The organism is Paenibacillus sp. FSL A5-0031, from assembly GCF_001956295.1.
In the GTDB taxonomy this organism is placed as follows: domain Bacteria; phylum Bacillota; class Bacilli; order Paenibacillales; family Paenibacillaceae; genus Pristimantibacillus.
Map to the genome: position 1 here is coordinate 73,501 of NZ_MRTD01000012.1, position 19,100 is coordinate 92,600.

12 protein-coding genes are annotated in these 19,100 nt (G+C 47.4%); all 12 read left to right on the forward strand.

All coding sequences use genetic code 11. From position 1 onward, the window contains the following. Positions 1-69: 69 nt before the first annotated feature. The 12 genes from BK120_RS20925 (at position 70) to BK120_RS20980 (ending at position 19,010) form a co-directional block, all read left to right on the forward strand. Complete coding sequence (locus BK120_RS20925) at positions 70-2,823, forward strand: discoidin domain-containing protein (RefSeq protein ID WP_076269443.1); 2,754 nt, start codon at positions 70-72, stop codon at positions 2,821-2,823. Positions 2,824-3,021: 198 nt separating this feature from the next. Then, positions 3,022-4,245 carry an enolase C-terminal domain-like protein gene (locus tag BK120_RS20930; RefSeq protein WP_076269444.1) on the forward strand — a complete coding sequence of 408 codons (1,224 nt, stop codon included), beginning with the start codon at positions 3,022-3,024 and terminating at the stop codon, positions 4,243-4,245. Between the two features lie 31 nt (positions 4,246-4,276). Then, on the forward strand, positions 4,277-5,113 hold the full coding sequence (locus BK120_RS20935; RefSeq protein WP_076269445.1) for an NAD-dependent epimerase/dehydratase family protein: 837 nt from the start codon (positions 4,277-4,279) through the stop codon (positions 5,111-5,113). Positions 5,114-5,388: 275 nt separating this feature from the next. Further along, on the forward strand, positions 5,389-6,519 hold the full coding sequence (locus tag BK120_RS20940; RefSeq protein WP_076269446.1) for an ABC transporter ATP-binding protein: 1,131 nt from the start codon (positions 5,389-5,391) through the stop codon (positions 6,517-6,519). Further along, a complete protein-coding gene (locus tag BK120_RS20945; protein ID WP_083682272.1) occupies positions 6,516-9,467 on the forward strand; it encodes an extracellular solute-binding protein in 2,952 nt (983 codons plus the stop codon). Before BK120_RS20940 ends, BK120_RS20945 begins: the two co-directional genes overlap by 4 nt. After that, positions 9,464-10,435, forward strand: a complete 972-nt coding sequence (locus BK120_RS20950; protein ID WP_076269448.1) for a carbohydrate ABC transporter permease — start codon at positions 9,464-9,466, stop codon at positions 10,433-10,435. The genes BK120_RS20945 and BK120_RS20950 overlap by 4 nt, the downstream gene beginning before the upstream one ends. A gap of 4 nt (positions 10,436-10,439) precedes the next feature. Continuing rightward, the gene (locus tag BK120_RS20955) at positions 10,440-11,297 is read left to right on the forward strand and encodes a carbohydrate ABC transporter permease (protein ID WP_054027383.1); all 858 of its coding nucleotides are present in this window, start codon (positions 10,440-10,442) and stop codon (positions 11,295-11,297) included. Between the two features lie 27 nt (positions 11,298-11,324). Next, positions 11,325-13,340, forward strand: coding sequence for a YIP1 family protein (locus tag BK120_RS20960; RefSeq protein ID WP_076269449.1), 2,016 nt, complete (start codon positions 11,325-11,327; stop codon positions 13,338-13,340). Further along, on the forward strand, positions 13,333-15,561 hold the full coding sequence (locus BK120_RS20965; protein WP_076269450.1) for a DUF5696 domain-containing protein: 2,229 nt from the start codon (positions 13,333-13,335) through the stop codon (positions 15,559-15,561). The genes BK120_RS20960 and BK120_RS20965 overlap by 8 nt, the downstream gene beginning before the upstream one ends. Then, entirely contained in the window at positions 15,561-16,454 is an 894-nt protein-coding gene (locus BK120_RS20970) for a carbohydrate ABC transporter permease (RefSeq protein WP_076269451.1), read from the forward strand. Before BK120_RS20965 ends, BK120_RS20970 begins: the two co-directional genes overlap by 1 nt. After that, on the forward strand, positions 16,451-17,434 hold the full coding sequence (locus BK120_RS20975) for a carbohydrate ABC transporter permease (RefSeq protein WP_076269452.1): 984 nt from the start codon (positions 16,451-16,453) through the stop codon (positions 17,432-17,434). The genes BK120_RS20970 and BK120_RS20975 overlap by 4 nt, the downstream gene beginning before the upstream one ends. Before the next feature lie 208 nt (positions 17,435-17,642). After that, a complete protein-coding gene (locus BK120_RS20980; protein ID WP_076269453.1) occupies positions 17,643-19,010 on the forward strand; it encodes an ABC transporter substrate-binding protein in 1,368 nt (455 codons plus the stop codon). Positions 19,011-19,100 lie beyond the last annotated feature (90 nt).

The following is a 19,100-nucleotide window of genomic DNA, read 5'->3' on the forward strand; positions in this document are numbered from 1 at the left end:
GAAAGGAGGATATGTATTTTTCTTTTCTTTTTATGTAAGCGCTTTATAATTGAGGGGGAGGCAATGTTCATGGTTCAAAACAAGTGGAGAAAACATTTGAAAAGAGGAGGAGTGACGGTTTTGCTGTTTTCACTGTTAGGCGCTTCAACCTTCGGTACCCCGTTTGGTCCTGAGCGAGCGAATGCGGATGGTTTGACAGCGGCTCATGCTCAGCGTATCGCAGCTGCTTATCAAGGTGTCTATACGTCACCGCCATCCAACAGTAATTTTTCACGCACGCCGAATGCGCCTTTGCTTGGAAACGGTGATGTAGGTGTGACCATGGTAGGCAATATTGACAATATGGTCATGGTGCTCGGCAAAAATGAATTTTGGTCGCTTGCCGAAGGACAGGTGAAGTCGATGGCAAGACTAAACATTGCAGTCGCTTCAATGAATGGGGCGTCCTATCTTGCAGAGCAAAAGCTTGCCAGTGCGCAAGTTAACGGTACGTTTAGTCTTGCTGGCAATACGATTCGAACAGAAAGCTGGATGCAGGCAACGGATACCGTAAATAATTTACTGCTTACCAAGTTTACTTATACAGGCAGCGGGTCCAAATCAGCAGCCATCTCGCTTGCCAAAGGCAATGAGAACAGCTATGCCAGCTCATCTGGTTCATCAGGAGATGTGCTCTATCTGGATGTCAGGGGAGATAGCGCGGATACGATAAGCGGCTATAATACAAGAAAAGTGAGAATTGCCACTCGAATTGTAGGCACAGCAGGTTCGATCAGCGGCAATACGCTAACGTTTACGATGACGCCGGGCAACACGTATTCGCTGGTTACGAGTATAATGAGCGATGCTGACAGCAGCGGTTACCAAGCGGCAGCGATAAACAATGTCAGCTCCAAAACGCAGGCGAATGTGGATGCACTGCAGACAAGCCATCAGAGCTGGTGGAGCAGCTTTTATGGCAAATCCTTCATTGAAATTCCGAATAAGACAATTGAGCAGTCATTTTATGCGTCGCTTTATTTGATGGGCAGTACGTCTCGAGCTGGGGAGATGGCACCTGGCTTATGGGGGAACTGGCTAGCCCGCAACGGTGAATGGAAAGGCGATTATCACCTCAACTACAACTACGAAGCCCCCTTTTATTTTACATTGCCAACCAATCATATTGAGCTTGCAGAAAACTATGACAAACCAGTACTGGATTGGATTCCAAAAGGACAGGCGTTAGCGGCGGCTAATGGTTATAGCGGCGTATTTTATCCTGTTGGACTGGGACCTCTTCCGAATGGGTCAAGTGACGGCAATATCCATGGTCAAAAAACGAATGCTGCTTTTGCTGCGACCAATATGATTATGCGGTATTACAATACGAATGACATGTCCTATGCAAGCATGGTGTATCCTTATCTGAAGCAGGTTTCGGCATTTTGGCAAAATTATTTGGTTTGGGATGGAGCGAGATATGACATTGTCAACGATGCGCAGCATGAGGGTGATGCTTATCCGCAAACGAATGGCATCATGTCGCTTGGCCTTGTCCGTTATTTGCTGCAGGGAAGCATCGATATGAGCGTCGCATTAAATCAGGATGCGGCACTGCGGACGACTTGGCAAAACATAGTAAACAATCTTAGTCCATTCCCAACGTTTACACGGAACGGCCAGACCGTATTTAGGTACACGGAGATTGGCCGGGAATGGAGCACTGATAATGCCATTGGTATTCAGCATATTTACCCTGCTGGCCAAATCGGGTTGTCTAGTGACGCTTCAACACTTCAAACAGCCAAAAATATGGTAGACCAATTGGGCAGCTGGAACGACGGCAATGGCACAAACACATTTTATCCTGCAGCAGCAAGGGTCGGTTATAATCCAGCTTCTCTATTAACTCGTTTAACCTCGTTCATTAACGGCTACAGCTATCAAAATCTTCATATTGCAACGAACGGCGGCGGTATCGAAAACTTTAATACGGTTCCTGCGACAATCTCGGAAATGTTCTTGCAGTCCTTCCAAGGGAAAATAAGAATATTCCCGAACTGGCCGGAAAATACGGATGCAAAGTATGGCGATCTGAGAGCTGATGGGGCGTTTCTTGTTTCGAGTGAAAAAAGAAACAATCAGGTGCAATATGTACGATTGATTAGTGAAAAAGGCAAATCGGCAGCAATCGTCAACCCATGGCCGAATCAAACGGTGCGTGTTTACCGCAATGGCGTAGATGCTGGAACTGTAACGGGCGCTGAGTTTACGATTACAACTTCAGTTAATGAGACGGTGCACCTTGCACTGAGTGGTACAGCTTACAGCACGATTGTGCAGCTGATGAATCAAGCGCTAAGCGGGGGCGGTGTGACAAACCCTGGCAATCTCGCGCTTAATAAAACGACAGCTGCAAGCGATACCATTGGGGGAACGGAAACGAAGGAGAAAGCAGTTGACGGATCTGCCAGCTCGAAGTGGACATCGCTGCCACTGAGTTCAGCGCCGGGAGATAAATGGCTGAGTGTGAATTTGGGCGCTAATGTCATGATTAACCGCTGGGTTGTGAAGCATGCTGGTTCAGGAGGAGAGTCTGCGGCTTACAACACTAAAAATTTCAAGCTGCAAAATAGTAATGACGGTGCAGTCTGGACGGATGTTGATGTAGTTACAGGCAATACAGCTTCGGTTACAGATCGCACAGTCGTGCCTTTTAGCGCCAATTATGTGAGGCTGTATATTACAGCTCCAGTACAAGATAATGCTGGATACTATCAAGTGCCGGGCGATCGAAGCAATGCTCGCATTTACGAGCTAGAGTTGTATGGACCGTCATAATTTCTTTTGATTTATGCTGTAGAAGAGAGTGTCCAAATAGGGGATGCTCTCTTTTTTTATATTGTAACTACTAAGGCAATAAGCATCATAGGATTAGGAAAGAGGCTAACAATAGGACAGAAAGTTTAAAAATGCCTCATGTGGAATGCCGTGTGATTGACTTAAACTAAACGAGACACGGAAAGGAAAGGTGAGGGCATGGCGAAAATAACGGGAATCAAATGTATTCGAACGCGTAAGAACGGAACTTGGACGATCGTAAAGGTGATGACCGATCAAGACGGGCTTTATGGACTCGGCTCGGCTTCGGATGTCTACAATCCGGAAGCCGTTGTACAAGTTATTGAGCAATTGCTGGCGCCGCTTCTGATCGGCAAAGATGCCGCTAACATAGAAGATTTGTGGCAGACGATGTATATGAGCGGCTATTGGAGAAACGGAGCTATTTTGCATACGGCTATCGGCGGTATTGATATGGCATTATGGGATATTAAAGGGAAGGAAGCGGGGTTGCCGGTCTATCAATTGCTCGGCGGGGCAAGCCGCGCGGCTGTTCCTTGTTATGGACATGCAGGTGGATCGGATATTTCCGAGCTCAAAGAGGATGTGCAGCGTTTTATGGAGGAGGGCTATACCGTCATTCGCGTACAGATGGGCGGGTATGGGGGAGGCGGCTTCATTAACGCTGACAAGGCGAACCTGCCGGAGCGTGCTTGGACAAAAGGTCCAGTGTTTGACGAGCAGGCTTATTTGAATGCCATCCCGAACATGTTCGAGCAATTGCGGACAACGTTTGGCATGGGTATCCAGTTTACGCATGATGTCCATGAGCATTTGTCGCCTATCAATGCGATCCAGCTGGCGAAGCGGGTTGAGCCCTATGGTCTGTTCTTTCTTGAAGATGCGCTCGCACCGGAGCAAATTAGCTGGTATCGCCATCTTCGTCAGCAGAGCGCAACGCCGCAGGCGGTTGGCGAGCTGTTCGTGAATCCGCAGGAGTGGACGGAGCTCGTTAAGGAGAGACTGATTGATTTCATTCGCGTTCGCGTCTCGAAGGCTGGGGGCATTACGCCATGCCGCAAAATAGCAGCGCTGTGCGAGGCGTTTGGCGTACGTACCGCGTGGCAGGAAGGCGGAGAGAATGATCCCGTTAACCAAGCGGCAGCGGTACATCTTGATATGGCGATATGGAATTTCGGCATTCAGGAAGTGAACCATTTTAGAGCGGAAGAGCTTGATGCCTTTGAGGGGCATATCGTTAGAAAGGGCGGTTATCTTTACCCTTCGAACAAGCCGGGTCTTGGCATTGAGCTGGATGAGCTGAAGGCGCAGCTGCTCGTTGGGGATAACTGGAATCGCTCCGCATATCACAATCCTTATCATCTGGATCGAAAGGCTGACGGTACGCTTGTGCGGCCATAATACAAAGTTGGAAATTGGAGGTGCTTCTTCTATGAAAACAATTGCAGTAACTGGCGGGAGCGGCAAGCTCGGAACACAGCTCATTGGGGCGCTTCAGCAGGATGGCTATCAGGTTGTTTCCTTGGACAACGAGCGGTCAAATCAGCTGCATTGCAAGCAAATAAAAGTAGATTTAAATGATTTCGGGCAAGTCGTTTCAGCGCTGCACGGTGCGGATGCCATCGTACATATGGCTGCTATACCTGCACCGCTTGGCCATACGTACCCGCATATATTCGCGAACAACACGGTTGCAGCGTATCATATTTTGGAAGCCGCCTCGATTCTTGGTATTCGCAAGGTTGTTATGGGCTCAAGCGAGTCTTCTTACGGCTTTGCATGGGCACCGACGCCGTTTGCACCGGATTATTTGCCGCTGGACGAGGATCATCCGCAGCAGCCGCAAGAGTGCTACGGTCTGTCGAAGGTAGTGAATGAAGTGACCGCTGCGATGTTCGATCGAAGGAATGGCATGCAGGTCATTTCACTCCGTTTCTCTATGATTACTAAACCTGAGGATTACAAGCATCTTGCGGTTGATAAGCCGGATTCCTTTAAACATATTTTATGGAGCTATATTGATATACGAGATGCAGTCAGTGCATGTATCGCGTCGCTTCATGTGGAGGACCGCGGAGCGATTTGTCTCAATATTACGAGCAACGATACGCTTAGCGAATGGTCAACCGAGCGTTTGCTGCAGCAATTTTATCCGGGAGTCATCGATCTGCGCGCGCCTTTAACTGGACGGACAGCCGTAGTCAGCAATCAAATGGCGAAGGATACGCTGGATTGGAGCCCTAAGTATTCTTGGGCAGACCATCGGTAAACAGCTGAATAAGTACAAATGAAAGAGGCCAACTCAACAGGTGCAAACCTAGCGAGGCGGTCTCTTTTTTTATTGGCAGCAGAAGAGACTGATTATGGATTTGTTTCCATTATAGAAAGCGCTTTCTAAGAATGGAGGGAAAATAGTGATTTTCAGCTGATAGAGGCTAATTTTTGACAACAAAAGAAAATATCACCTCATATTTGCCGGCGAATGTATGCGTTAACATTAATAGTAGCAAGAGGAAGACAATACGTCATGAGAGGTGAGCAAGGGTGGGAAGCATTACGTTTAGCCATGTATATAAGCACTATAAAGGGGAGTCGCGTCCGGCGGTCAACGATTTCCACCTTTCCATTGAGGAGGGGGAATTCCTGGTGCTCGTCGGTCCTTCCGGCTGCGGCAAATCAACAACGCTCCGGATGCTGGCTGGCCTAGAGGAAATCACCGAAGGAGATCTGTACATCGATGAGAAGTTCGTAAATTATGTCTCGCCCAAGGACAGAGATATTGCGATGGTATTTCAGAACTACGCCCTATACCCGAATCTAACCGTTTACGAAAATATCGCGCTAGGACTTAAACTTCGCAAGACGGCAAAGCACGATATCGAGCTAAGGGTCAACCGTGTGGCGAAAATTTTGGAAATATCGCATCTGCTGGAGCGCAAGCCAAGCCAGCTGTCAGGCGGTCAGAAGCAGCGTGTCGCACTTGGCCGAGCGATAGCAAGGGAGCCGCAAGTGTTCCTCATGGATGAACCGCTGTCGAATCTCGATGCGAAGCTGCGTGCTCAAACAAGAGCGGAGATCATTAAGCTTCAGAGCGACCTCAAGCGGACGATGGTCTATGTGACGCATGATCAAGTCGAAGCGATGACAATGGGAACGCGGATTGTCGTTATGAAGGATGGCGTTATCCAGCAGGTTGCCCCGCCTCGCCAGCTTTATGATGAACCGACGAATTTGTTTGTCGCCGGATTTATCGGCTCGCCCCAAATGAATTTTATGGAGGGGAGCCTAGTCTTGGAGGATGGTCTTTATTATTTCGTTAATAAGCGAATAAAGCTGCTCGTTCCAGAACGTCATTATGCGCATTTTGCGGTAAAAAGCGGATCGCTTCGCAACTGTGTGATGGGCATTCGCCCAGAGCATGTATGGCTGAAGCGGGAAGAAGCAAACGCGGAGGAGGAAGATTTCTTTCGATGCGTAGTAGAGATGACGGAAGTAACGGGAGCCGATTCGTACGTGTACGTGAAGGTAGGAGAGAAAACGCTCATTGGCAGAACGGAGCCGGAGATCGTTTATCACAAAGAGGAGAAGCTTGTCGCTAATTTCAACATGAGCAAGGTTCATTTCTTTGATGAGGAAACCGGCGTATCTTTGGCAGCTGGAGGAGAAGACAGATGAGGAGAATGAGGATGCTGGGCATCGCTCTTCGTCTCATTCTGGTACTGGCGCTGGTGTTCGGAGTCATCCGCTGGATTACGGCCAGCGAACCCGTTCTTCATGCAACCTCGGTGAGCACGGAGCAGCTGCTGTCCTATAAGAGCAAAACAGAGGAGCTGCCATACGCGATGCTGATGTACCAATATCCGGAGGCGGCCAAAACCGACGAGAGTCTTCCGTCCATTCTGATTTCACCAACCGAATATCAAGCTGCTGCTGAAGAAGCGGCGGTCAGGATTGATAAGGAGCAAGGTGAAGCTGCGCTTTATTGGGAAAACGAAAAGGGCTGGGTGGAATGGACGTTCGACGTGCCGAAGGGCGGCTGGTATGAGCTTCATATTGATTACAAGCCTTTAGAAGGCGGGAACGCCTCCGTCGTACGCGGCGTTCAAATTGATGGGCGATATCCTTTTACGGAGTCGGCACGCATTGAACTGGAGCGACTTTGGAAGGATTCCAAATTTCCATATGATCGCAACGAGATCGGACAGCAAATTCGTCCTCCGCAAACCGAGCTAGCCGGTTGGAGCGCAAAAGCGGCAACGATATTTTCTGCTTCATCCGAGCCAGTACTCTACCAGTTGGAACAAGGCCAGCATAAGCTGCGGTTGGTTGGGGTGAGAGAGTCCGTCGCGCTCCGAGAAATAGCTTTCAAGCCAAAGGAAGAAATTCCAGCTTACGAGTATTACAAAAACTTGTATCCGCCGGAAGAGGAGAAGCAGAGCTGGTTCAGCATGATTGAAGCGGAGCAGTTTCAGCGGAAATCAAGTCTTGCGATTCAGACCGATTTTTGGTCGGAGCCTTATATTTCACCTGACCCGAAAGGGCGAATTACTTATAACGTCTTGGGCGGTCAGCGCTGGCGATTGCCGGGCGAGTGGGTGGAATGGGAGCTTTCTGTGCCAGAGTCCGGCTGGTATGAAATCGACCTGAAAACATTTCAAAACTATCGCAATGGCTTTGAGGCATATCGCACCATCTCGATTGATGGGAAGACACCGTTTCAGGAGCTGCTTCACTACGGTATTCCGACGAAGAAGGAATTTGACATTGGCACGCTTGCTGATGCAGAAGGCAAACCTTTCCTCTTTTATTTGGAGAAGGGCGCACATGTCCTGCGCATGACCGCTGACTCCTCACTCGTTCAGCCCGTTTATCTGGCTTTGAAGGAGACGCTGGATCAGCTTGCAATATTCGACCGGCATATACGATTGCTTACAGGAAACTATAGCAAATCGGCTTTTGACGCCAACATCGATTCAACACGAACGTGGAATATGAAGAAGCTTGATCCAGATGTGGAACAGAAGATGACGGAATTTGTCGCTCAGTTAACGAATATTCGGAATTATATCAATGGTCTCAATAAAAAGGATTCTGATTTATCTGAGGCGATCAAAGGTTCCGTAGCGATACTCGAGAAGATGCTGGTGGATGTGAACGAAATACCGAATAAAATCAATGATTTCTCGACGATTCAGAACAATATTGGGACGTGGATGGCAACGCTGACTCAGCAGCCTTTGCTCATGGATTATATCGTCGTTCGGACGCCAAATACGGTGACGGATCTGAAAGTGCCTACGACGCTTTCAAGAGTGCCTTACTCGATTGCTGATTTTGGCCGCTCCTTCTATTTGGACTACGACACGCGCAAGCATAACAAGAAGGAAGCACTTACTATCTGGGTGCAGCGCGGTCGGGATTACGTCGAGCTGCTGCGTGAGATGGTGGATAATGATTTCACGCCTCGGACGGGAATTGAAGTCAATATCAATCTAATGACCAACCCGAACATGCTCATACTTGGAAATGCGGCAGGAGACGTGCCTGATATTGCGCTTGGCGTTGGGGAGTCTACGCCAGCTGACTTCGCAATGCGGGATGCGGCCGCGGAGCTGTCTGACTTTCCAGGCTTCAAGGATGTGCTTGATCGATTTATTCCCGGCGTCAGCCGTTCGCTTAGCTACGACGGAAAAATGTATGGACTGCCAGAGGTGCAGAACTTCCAGATGATGTTTTACAGAACCGACATTCTAGAAGGCTTGAACCTGAAGGTTCCGGATACATGGGATGAAGTGTTCGATATTTTACCAACGCTTCAGGAAAACGGGATGACGATGAATTATCCGAAAAGCGATTTCACTACACTTTTTTTCCAAAATGGTGCAGAGGTGTATTCGCAAGACGGTTTGAAGGGTGCGCTCTCGAGCGATGCCGGCCAGCAAGCATTCAAGCGCTGGACGGAGCTCTACAAGAAATACAATCTGCCGATTGACATTCCAGCATTTTTCCAGCATTTCCGTGATGGAGATATTCCTATAGGTGTAGCAGATTTCAACACCTATGTGCAGCTGCTCGTTGCTGCTCCGGAAATAACCGGACACTGGAAAATCGCACCGCTGCCGGGCATCGAGCAAGAGAACGGCGAGGTAGCAAGATGGTCGCCGCAGGCTATATCTGCCGCAATGATCATGAAGAAAAGTGAGCGGAAAGACGATGCTTGGAAGTTTCTAGAGTGGTGGACCTCTGAGGAGGTGCAATCGCAATACGCCAAAGACGTCGAGTCCTTTTATGGCATTGAGTTCAGATGGAATACGGCGAATGTCAATGCGATGAAGTCGCTCACTTGGCCGAGCGATGACCTGAAGGCGCTTCAAGAGCAGGCGCGCTGGGCGAAAAACATGCCTTATGTACCGGGTTATTATTTCTTGAACAGAGAGATGGAGTTTGCGTGGAATCGGACGGTTCTCGAAGGCATACCTGCGCAGGAATCGCTTGAGGCTGCTCAGCTTTCCTTGCAGCGGGAAATGAATCGCAGACAAAATGATTTTGGCATATCGGCTAATGAGGATTTGAAAATTCCACAAATTAAACAACCTTACGAATGGGAGGAACCGCACAAATGAATACGCAGCTTTCTCCCAGCATTGCTAAGCCGAAGCAGAAATCCGCTTTGCGTGTGAAATGGAATCGCTTTTGGCGGGAAATGAGACGTGATGCTTTTTGTTATCTGTTTCTTGCGCCGTTTCTCATTTGCTTCCTAATGTTTATCGTCATTCCGGTTGTTATGGCAGCGACGCTTGGATTTACGTCCTATGACGGCTTTGGATCGCTTCATTTTATCGGTGTACGAAATTACATCAGCTTGTTCACACAGGACATTATTTTTCTAACTAAAGCGATTCCGAATACGTTTTTGTTCGCGTTAATCGTAGGGCCGGGAGGATATATTTTAGCATTCCTGTTCGCATGGCTCATTCATCAGCTGCCGATTCGCATTCGCGATTACTACACGCTTGCGTTTTATGCACCGTCTATGGCTGGCGGCGTCGCATTATCCGTCGTTTGGATTGCGACGTTCAGCGGTGACCGCGTCGGTTATTTTAACAATTTTTTGCTTAAGATGGGCTGGATCGACAGTCCGACGATTTGGTTGCAGGACCCTAAATATTTGCTCAATATTATGATCATCGTATCGCTCTGGGTTAGCTTCAGCGTTGGTTTTCTCGCTATGCTGGCTGGTCTTCAGACGGTAAATCGGGAGCTGTACGAGGCTGGCCGCATAGACGGGATTTCCAGCCGCCTGCAGGAGGTTTTCTACATTACAATTCCGTCGATGAAGCCGCAAATGCTGTTCAGTGCGGTCATGTCGATCGTAGGAACATTGAAGGCGGGAGGCATATCCACCCAGTTGACGGGGATGGCGATTACTCCTTCCTATTCAGGGCATTTGATTATTAATCATATTGACGATTACGCTTTTATCCGTTTCGAGCTCGGTTATGCATCTTCGGTCTCAGTCATGCTGCTGATCATCAGTTATTTTGCAATGAGATTTGCTTATCGGCTGTTCGGATCAAAGGAGGAGCTGTAAAACCATGATTCGAAAACTTCGCAGAGTGACGCCGTTTCAGATCATCCTTGTCACTGTTTTTACCGCGCTGGCCGCATTCATGTCGCTGCCGATCGTGTTTATTTTGAACCATGCCTTCAAGCCGCAAAATGAGCTTTTTCTTTTCCCGCCGCGATTTTTGGTGCAAAACCCAACGCTGCGCAATTTTGAATCGCTTATCTTGCACGCATCAAACGCGACGGTTCCGTTTACCCGTTATTTGTTCAACAGTTTAATTGTAGCGGGACTTACGTTGTTTACGGTCATCATCGTCAGCACTATGGCAGGTTATGTGCTTGCGAAATACCAGTTTCATTTCAAGCAGCTGATCTTGTCTCTTATTACTTTATCGTTGATGTTTGCACCCGAGACCGTTGGGATTCCGAGGTACTTGATCATCAGCGGAATCGGCATCAACAATACGTATTTCGGGCATATTTTGCCGGCATTAGCTTCTCCGATCGCCGTATTCATGCTGGTGGGCTTTATTTCGCAAATTCCGGGAGAACTGCTGGAAGCAGCCAAGATTGACGGGGCCAGCCACTTCGGTATTTTTACCAAAATGGTGCTTCCGCTCTCCGTTCCCGCCATAGCGACCATATCCATCTTCACATTCCAAGGCGTGTGGGGCGATGTGGAGACGTCAACCTTATTCATGCAAGAGGAAACGATGAGAACGTTAGCTTTCTATGTCAATAGTCTGCTTAGCGGACTGCAAAACAGCGTATCGGGACAAAACATGGCCGCCGCTGCCGGCTTGCTCATGTTCGTGCCGAACCTAATTATCTTCTTGCTCTTCCAGCGAAGAGTGCTGGAGACGATGGTCCATTCCGGAATTAAGTAATTCAAACCAGCAAAGGAAGTCGTGACGATGAAGAGATTTCTAATATTCCTGCTTCTTGCGGCGACCTCCATGCTTGTCGCACCAGAAGCGATACACGCGGAGCTTCCCTATCGAACGGCCTACTATGACAGCAATCAATCGACTTGGCTGCGTATACAGCCGGTTTATTCACCAGCTGAAACGAAGGGAATTCGCTTTGTAGAGCCGATCGATCTGCAGGTGGGCACAGATGATAAGGTTTATGTGGCTGACAAAGGAGCAAACCGAGTTATTGTGCTTGATAATGACGGAGCGCTGCTGCAGACGATTGGCGAAGAAGAGGGAGCCGGCATGCTCAGTGCGCCAGAAGGCTTATTCGTTACGCCGGAAGGGGTCGTTTATGTAGCCGATTCGGGCAATCAGCGCATTGCTGTCTTTCGTGCCGACGGTACGTTCGACCGAGAATACAAAAAGCCCGCATCAACTTTTCTGGAGCAGGAGCATTTTGTTCCCGTAAAGCTTGTCGTTGATCGGCGCGGCGTCATGTATGTCAGCTTGAACTCCTCCTATCAGGGCTTGCTGCGCATGAATGATAAAGGGGAATTCATGGGTTTCTTTGGTGCCAATAAAGCGCAGCAAACGGTACTCAACTGGCTGAAGAAGCTCGTTCTCAACAAGGAGCAGTTGGATAAAGAGACGGCAAGCCTCCCCCGGCCAATCTCCAATGTTGCTATTGATAAAGATGGATTTATCTTTACAGCAACGGCAGCGGGATTCGGGCAGGGCGCTATTCGCAAGCTAAATGCGGGCGGTGTCGATGCCTTTAAGAATAAAACGCTTGTGAACGGCCATGGCATCGTTGATGTTGCAAGCGATTCAAAAGGCTTCTTATACAACATTGATATGGAATCGGCAAACATTAATATTTATGACCAAAATGGCGAAGCATTGTTTGCTTTCGGGTTCATTGATAACGCAACACAGCAATATGGTGTTCTTGGATTTCCGACGAGCATTGGCGTAGATTCCAAATTCGGCGTCTGGATTTCTGACAGCCGAACAGGTACAATTCACAAATTTGTTCGCACGGAATTCGGAAGCGACGTTATGAATGCGTTAGGCCTCTATTTGGAAGGCAAATATGAAGAGAGCAAGCCTTATTGGGATCGCGTTTATGCCCGCAATGATATGTACAATGGTACATTTCAAGGACTAGGCAAGGTGTATCTGCATGAGAATAACAATGAGGATGCGTTGACCTTCTTGAAAACAGCCTTTGATACGAAGGGCTACTCTAAAGCGTTCTGGCAAATCCGACTAGAGTTTTTGCAGCAGCATTTCATATGGATCGTTTTAGGTTTGGCAGCTTTGTATCTCTTGCTTAGGTATAGCCGAATGCTGCTTAAAAAGCAGATTCAGCGCCGCCCTTTGCCTGAATCTTGGCAGCGCCCGCTTGGCGATTTGCGCAACCTTTGGTACGTCATGCTCCATCCTTATCATGGCTTTTACAAGCTGAAGGAAGCTAGAGTTGCACCTTGGATTATTATTTTGATTTTAGTTTCGGTTGTAGCGATGAAGATCGTTACGATTTATTACACCGGATTTTTGTTCCATCCCGTGGAGCTCTCGCAGGTCAATCTATTTGGAAGTCTGGGATTATTCGTAGTTCCTTGGGTAACGTGGATCATCGCGAATTATCTCGTATGCAGCGTGAAGGACGGGGAAGGGAAATTCAGAGAGGTTATTCAAGGCAGCACCTATGCGCTTGCACCATATCTGTTCTTTTCCATTCCAACATTACTGCTGTCCAATATCGTGACGCTTGATGAGCGAGTGATCGTGGACTCATTAAACACCGTTATGTTCCTCTGGATGGGTGTCATGCTGATCGTTATGACGCAGGTCATTCACAATTTCGATTTTGTGGAGACGCTCAAAAATATCGCCATCACGATATTTACCATTGGCACGATTTGGCTGTTTGCCTTTCTCGTCTTCGGATTGTCCTACAATTTATACGATTTCTTCTATCAGCTATACAAGGAGGTGACCTTCTATGGTTGAGTTCATCAAGCGTACTTCCCTTCGAGTAAAGCTTGCAGCAATCGCAGTTTGCGCGTTACTTATTATCATTTTGGTTGTTATCCTGCAAGGAGATGAGCTCTCGCCGGCACAAGCTCTTGCCTACACAGGGATTAAGGAGAGAGCAGTGAGCAAGGCTCCTCTCTATGAAGGCGAGGCTTGGAAACCGCAAGCGGGAGCTGATGGTTTCGCAGAAGCACTAGCAAGCGATAACTTCGCGCTTTATATTCAGCCCGCAAGCACACAGATTGCTTTGGTTGACAAACGTACTGGATACAGGTGGAGCAGCAATCCTTCAGAAGCTCAGCTAAGCAGCGAAACGGTTAAAGGTGTGCTGCTTGCCAACTTGAAATCGCCTTTTGTTCTCACTTATGTAAGGACACAAGGAAAGGATCAGACGATCAGGGAAGTGCTGAACGCGAATGATCCGAAAGTGCAAACAACGCTGATCAAAACGGCAGAGGGGCTTCAGGTCTCCTATGTTTTCCCGGAAAAACAGCTGGGCTTTACGATCCAATACGAGCTTACGTCAAAGGGGCTTAAGGTACGGATTCCAACGGAGGGAATTAAGGAGGACGGAGAATATGCCGTCTTTACGGTAGACTTGCTTCCCTACTTTGGCGCTGCTTCCTCAGAGGAGGATGGATATATTTTTGTTCCAGATGGACCAGGCGGCTTGATCCGATTTGACAGCGAGCGGGCTGGCGTGTCTAGAGGTTATATCCATCAGGTATACGGCCTTGAACTAACCAATACCGGAAATTGGACGCGTTCAGGTGAAAGACGTGAGAATATTGCTTACCCGGTGTTCGGCATGAAACGAGGCAGCAATGCCTTTATGGCGGTGCTTACGGAGGGCGGTGATTCGGCGAATATTGCTGCGATGCCGCCAGGTCTCAAATCCAATATGTATAACGTATTTTCCAATCAGATCTACCGTGAGGAATATTTGTACAGAATGAGCCGGCTTGCCGCACCGCTTAAAGCGGTACAGAAACAGCGATTGGATACGGATAGAGAGGTTGAATATCGCTTTCTTAATGGAGATGACGCTGGTTATGTCGGAATGGCGAAGGCTTATCGAGAGTACATGACGGAAACCGGCAAGCTGAACGAACCGTTAAAGCCTGTTGAACACACCCCTTTGTATTTAAAAATTATGGGGGGCAACTATACGGAAGCCTTCAGCAAAATCAAATATATTACGGCAACGACCTTCCCGCAGGCAACGAATATCGTAAATGGGCTGCTGGAGAAGGGTGTCGCTAATCTGAAGGTCATTTATTACGGCTGGCAAAATCAAGGCGATTACGATCTTTATGACCGTTTTCCAATTGAGGAGTCGCTAGGCGGCGAGACGGCTGCCAAGGCTTTTGTCTCCAATATGACAAAACATGGCATTGACGTCATGTTCGAGGATGATTTTGTCTGGATCGATTCGGACAATTCCGATTTATCTGGCAAAACGAACGGTATTCGCGGCATTGATGAGACGGTATTTGTTGATGAGGGATGGTTTATCAGCAAGCCGTCACGCACCGTTGCCATGGCCTATCAAACGATTGAGAAGCTGAAGGAGATTGGCATATCCGGCATTTTGTACAACTGGATGGGTGAAATGGTGTTCCATGACTATGATCCGTCAGGCATAGAAACTCGTTCGGACACGATTGCTGTATACGATGGCTTACTCGAATACACGCAGAAGACGCTTGGCACGGCTGGCGTATATCGCGGGAATGACTACGCAGTTGGCCAAAGCGATTTTATTGCTAATTTGCCGCATGAATCCAGCTATGATTTCATGGTCGACGAGACGGTTCCTTTTTATCCCATCGCGCTTCATGGTTATGTATCGTATTCGTTTGGAGATGGCAATCTTCGTAATGATGTAGAAACTGAGTTTTTAAAAGCCATTGAATACGGAGCTGTACCTTCTTTCTTCCTCACTCATGAGGATTCACGGAAGCTCAAGTACACGGCTGCGAGTTTCTTATTCAGCAGTCAATATGAGAAGTGGACAGACCGCATTTTAAAGGAATACGAGGCTTTTGATTCCCTAGCAGGTTTGTATTCCCAAACGATTAAAAATCACGAAAAGCTGTCTGAAAATCGGTTTGCTACCGTTTATGAGGACGGCACACGGGTAATCGTCGATTACAACAGCAAGACGTTCGTCGTAGAGAAGGGAGCGGGCGCATAATGCAAGCAAAAGCTAGAGTCCGTGCAGCGCGCCTTCATCTCTGGAAGCGCTACGGGATGGGACTGCTGTTCATGCTGCCATGGATTATTGGGTTTGCGATGTTCGTCATTATCCCGATTAGCTGGTCGTTATTTATGTCCTTTAACAAGGTGCAAGTAGCGGTCGGAGGATTTAAATATGAATGGGTCGGATTGCGCAATTTTCGGGATGCTTTTTTGAAAGATAACATTTTCCCAATTGAACTTATCACTTATTTCCAAGAAATGCTGCTAATGGTTCCGATCATCGTTATTTTTGCCCTGCTGATCTCATTAATGCTGAATCAGAAATTTCCTGGACGATTTATTTTCCGCGCGCTGTTTTTTCTTCCAGTTATTTTTGCAACAGGGCAAGTGCTCTCAGAGCTGTTCTTGCAAGGAGCAGGAGATATTCCATTCCTGGAGCAGTACAATTTGCTTCCGATTGTAGAGGAATATGTTGGCAAGCAATTTGCAGAGACAGTAATGGCAGTGTTGGGCAAAGCGATTCTAATTTTATGGTATTCCGGTGTGCAGATTCTTATCTTTATTGCGGGTTTCCAGACGATTTCACCAACGATTTATGAGGCTGTGCGGATCGATGGCGCCTCCCCTTGGGACAGCTTCTGGAAAATAACGCTGCCAGCCTGCGTGCCATTCATCAGCTTGAATGTGCTCTACACGATTATCGACCTGTTCACATTCCCGCTTAATCCTGTGCTGAAGCATATCAAAGACAACATGTTTAAGGTCGATACCGGTTACGGCTACGCCAGTGCGCTCGCTTGGATTTATTTTGGACTCATCTTCGCGCTGATCGCCCTCGTATTATGGCTGTTTAACCGGAGCCTCAAGACAAGGAGGGTACATTCATGATTACTGCGATGAAGTCTGAGTTCGAGAAGGTTAGCCGCAGCGTAAGGGGAGTTCTTTGGGGCCGCAAAGCCCAGAAAACGAAAATGCTGGTGCTCGGACGAAGCTTGTCTGACGGATTGCTGGCGAAGCTCATCATCTATTTGCTGCTCTCGATTGTCGCTTACCTTTATTTACAGCCGATTCTTTATATGGTCAGCACGATGTTTAAGAACATGAGTGATCTTCTTGATCCGACGGTAAAGTGGATTCCGCGCGAGATTACTTGGGAAAATGTGACGAAAGCGCTGAAGGGTCTGCAATACCCGGAAGCGCTCAGAAACACTGCCCTTATATCGGTGACATGCTCGCTCGTACAGGTCATTATTTGTGCGATGACCGGCTATGCGCTTGCTAGGCTGGAGCTGCCATTCAAGGGACTTTTTACGGCGCTGATCATATTGACCTTCTTGATTCCGCCGCAGGTTATCATCATTCCGCTATACGTTATTTTCAGCAAGCTCGGCTTGTTGAATTCGATTTTTGTGTTTCTCATACCGGCTATATTCGGGCAAGGCCTTAAGGGCGCCTTATTTATTCTCATTTTCCGGCAGTTTTTCAAAGCGCAGCCGCCAAGCTTGGAGGAGGCAGCGAAGCTGGACGGAGCTTCTACAGCGAGGCTGTTTTTCGGAATTATGCTGCCTCTGGCAAGGTCAGCGTGCTTAGTCGTGTTTCTCTTCTCATTTATTTGGTACTGGAACATGTATTATGAGCCATCGATGTTTCTTACCAAAGGCTTCACGCCGCTGTCGATCCGTCTAGATATGCTGGAGGATGTGCTGAATCCGTCATTGCTCGGAAATACGCGAACCATCGTTAATCCGATTACGGAGAGCACCAAAATGGCCGCAGCCTTCCTTATTATTTTACCGCCGATCATCGTGTTTATGTTCCTTCAGCGCTGGTTCGTCAGCGGTATTGAAAGAACGGGAATTGTTGAATAGTTCTTTGTCTGCGCTAAGGCGCAGCAGCTCTTTAGGGGGGTGATGTTTCGGCAAACAGCTGCTGGAACGGTTTCAACGTTATAAAGAATGCTAAACCGCAAAAAACGAGGGGAAGGCTTACGAAACGAAGCTAGTTTTGCTCTTCAAAACTTAAAGCTTAAGCTTACGAAGCCAGTTTTGCTTCACAAAACTTTTAGGAGGCCAAAAAATGAAAAACAAAAGCGCTTTGACATGGATGTTGTGTGTGGTCTTGTTATTTTCAGTCGTTCTCTCAGCTTGCTCCGGCAATGGAGAAAAGAAAACGACTAACACTCCTTCTAATAATACAGCGACAGATGCACCTACCGATGATGCAGCGAAACCGGCTACAGAAGAGAAGCATGAGCCTGTTACGATTAAACTCATTTCATGGTCTGATTCCTACACAGAATTATACAAAATGTTTAACGAAAAATATCCATGGATCACAATTGAACAGGTTCCTGTAAATGGCAAACCAATTATGGAGATCATCGCTACTTTGGAAGCGGCAGGAACACCAGCCGACTTAACTTGGATCGACAGTGATTTGATCTCGTTTGACCAAGCTGGCTTGGTTGAGGATTTGACTCCTTACATCGAGAAGGATATGACATTCCAAGATATTCAGCTGCCTCAAGGATTTTTTGATACGATGACGTATAAAGACAAAAAATTGGCTGTGCCATTCGTTGACGTACCGATGTGGATACTTGTCAATAAAGATTTGCTTGCTAAGCATGGTGTTGAAATGCCAGCAAATGATTGGACTTACGATGATTTCCGCGATGTAGCCAAAAAAATTACCGATCCAGAAGCAGGGGAATATGGCTTAACAACACAGCCAGAATTTCAAATGCGCGTTCTTAGCACAAAAGCAATTGCTGACGGACATGCTGCAAACATTCATTACTTAAATGAAGATTTGACACAAAGCTTGCTCAATACGCCAGATGTAATGAACGATGTTAGATGGCTTTCAGATTTTGTGTGGAAAGACGGCTCCATGCAGAGCAATGCGAAAGCTAAGGAACAAGGCGATGTTTCGAGAGAATTTATTAACGGTAAAACGGGCTTTGCGATCGGCGGAGACTGGGTACTTCCAGGCCTCAAAAAGGATGCGAAGTTTGAATGGGATGTTTTGCCTTTCCCAAGAGGAAAAGTAAGCCAACCAGGTTATAGTATTTATGGTCCGCTTTCACTGCTGAGCGGTTCCAAGCATAAAGAAGAAGCTTTCCTATGGATTAGCTTCCAATTCTCCAAAGAAGCGCAAAAATGGAAGATTGACCAAGGAGCAAATGCTTCGGTTATCGATCCTGAATTGACAGCTTATTATGATGAAACGCCAATGTGGGAAGGCAAAAACAAGGAAGCTGTAAAAATTGCAAAGGAAAATGCAAAAATTCAGCCAGGTGTAACCATTCCTGCTTGGTCTGAATACAACTGGAACAATATTTTGAATGAAATTATTTTTGATGGAGCAGATATTAATAAACTGATTCCAGAAACGGAAAAATGGAATAAACGTACGCTAGAGGTTCGTGAATCGTTGAAATAATCGGAGTCTACCTTTAGTAGGCTAATCTCGAAATCACCCTATGTCGCTTAGTTTGCGGCAATAGGGTGGTTTTTTTGTATTAATAAGGTA

Coding starts and splice junctions, on each gene's coding strand:
- BK120_RS20925 (WP_076269443.1), top strand. CDS start 70: ATGGTTCAAAACAAGTGGAGAAAACATTTGAAAAGAGGAGGAGTGACG.
- BK120_RS20930 (WP_076269444.1), top strand. CDS start 3,022: ATGGCGAAAATAACGGGAATCAAATGTATTCGAACGCGTAAGAACGGA.
- BK120_RS20935 (WP_076269445.1), top strand. CDS start 4,277: ATGAAAACAATTGCAGTAACTGGCGGGAGCGGCAAGCTCGGAACACAG.
- BK120_RS20945 (WP_083682272.1), top strand. CDS start 6,516: ATGAGGAGAATGAGGATGCTGGGCATCGCTCTTCGTCTCATTCTGGTA.
- BK120_RS20950 (WP_076269448.1), top strand. CDS start 9,464: ATGAATACGCAGCTTTCTCCCAGCATTGCTAAGCCGAAGCAGAAATCC.
- BK120_RS20955 (WP_054027383.1), top strand. CDS start 10,440: ATGATTCGAAAACTTCGCAGAGTGACGCCGTTTCAGATCATCCTTGTC.
- BK120_RS20960 (WP_076269449.1), top strand. CDS start 11,325: ATGAAGAGATTTCTAATATTCCTGCTTCTTGCGGCGACCTCCATGCTT.
- BK120_RS20965 (WP_076269450.1), top strand. CDS start 13,333: ATGGTTGAGTTCATCAAGCGTACTTCCCTTCGAGTAAAGCTTGCAGCA.
- BK120_RS20970 (WP_076269451.1), top strand. CDS start 15,561: ATGCAAGCAAAAGCTAGAGTCCGTGCAGCGCGCCTTCATCTCTGGAAG.
- BK120_RS20975 (WP_076269452.1), top strand. CDS start 16,451: ATGATTACTGCGATGAAGTCTGAGTTCGAGAAGGTTAGCCGCAGCGTA.
- BK120_RS20980 (WP_076269453.1), top strand. CDS start 17,643: ATGAAAAACAAAAGCGCTTTGACATGGATGTTGTGTGTGGTCTTGTTA.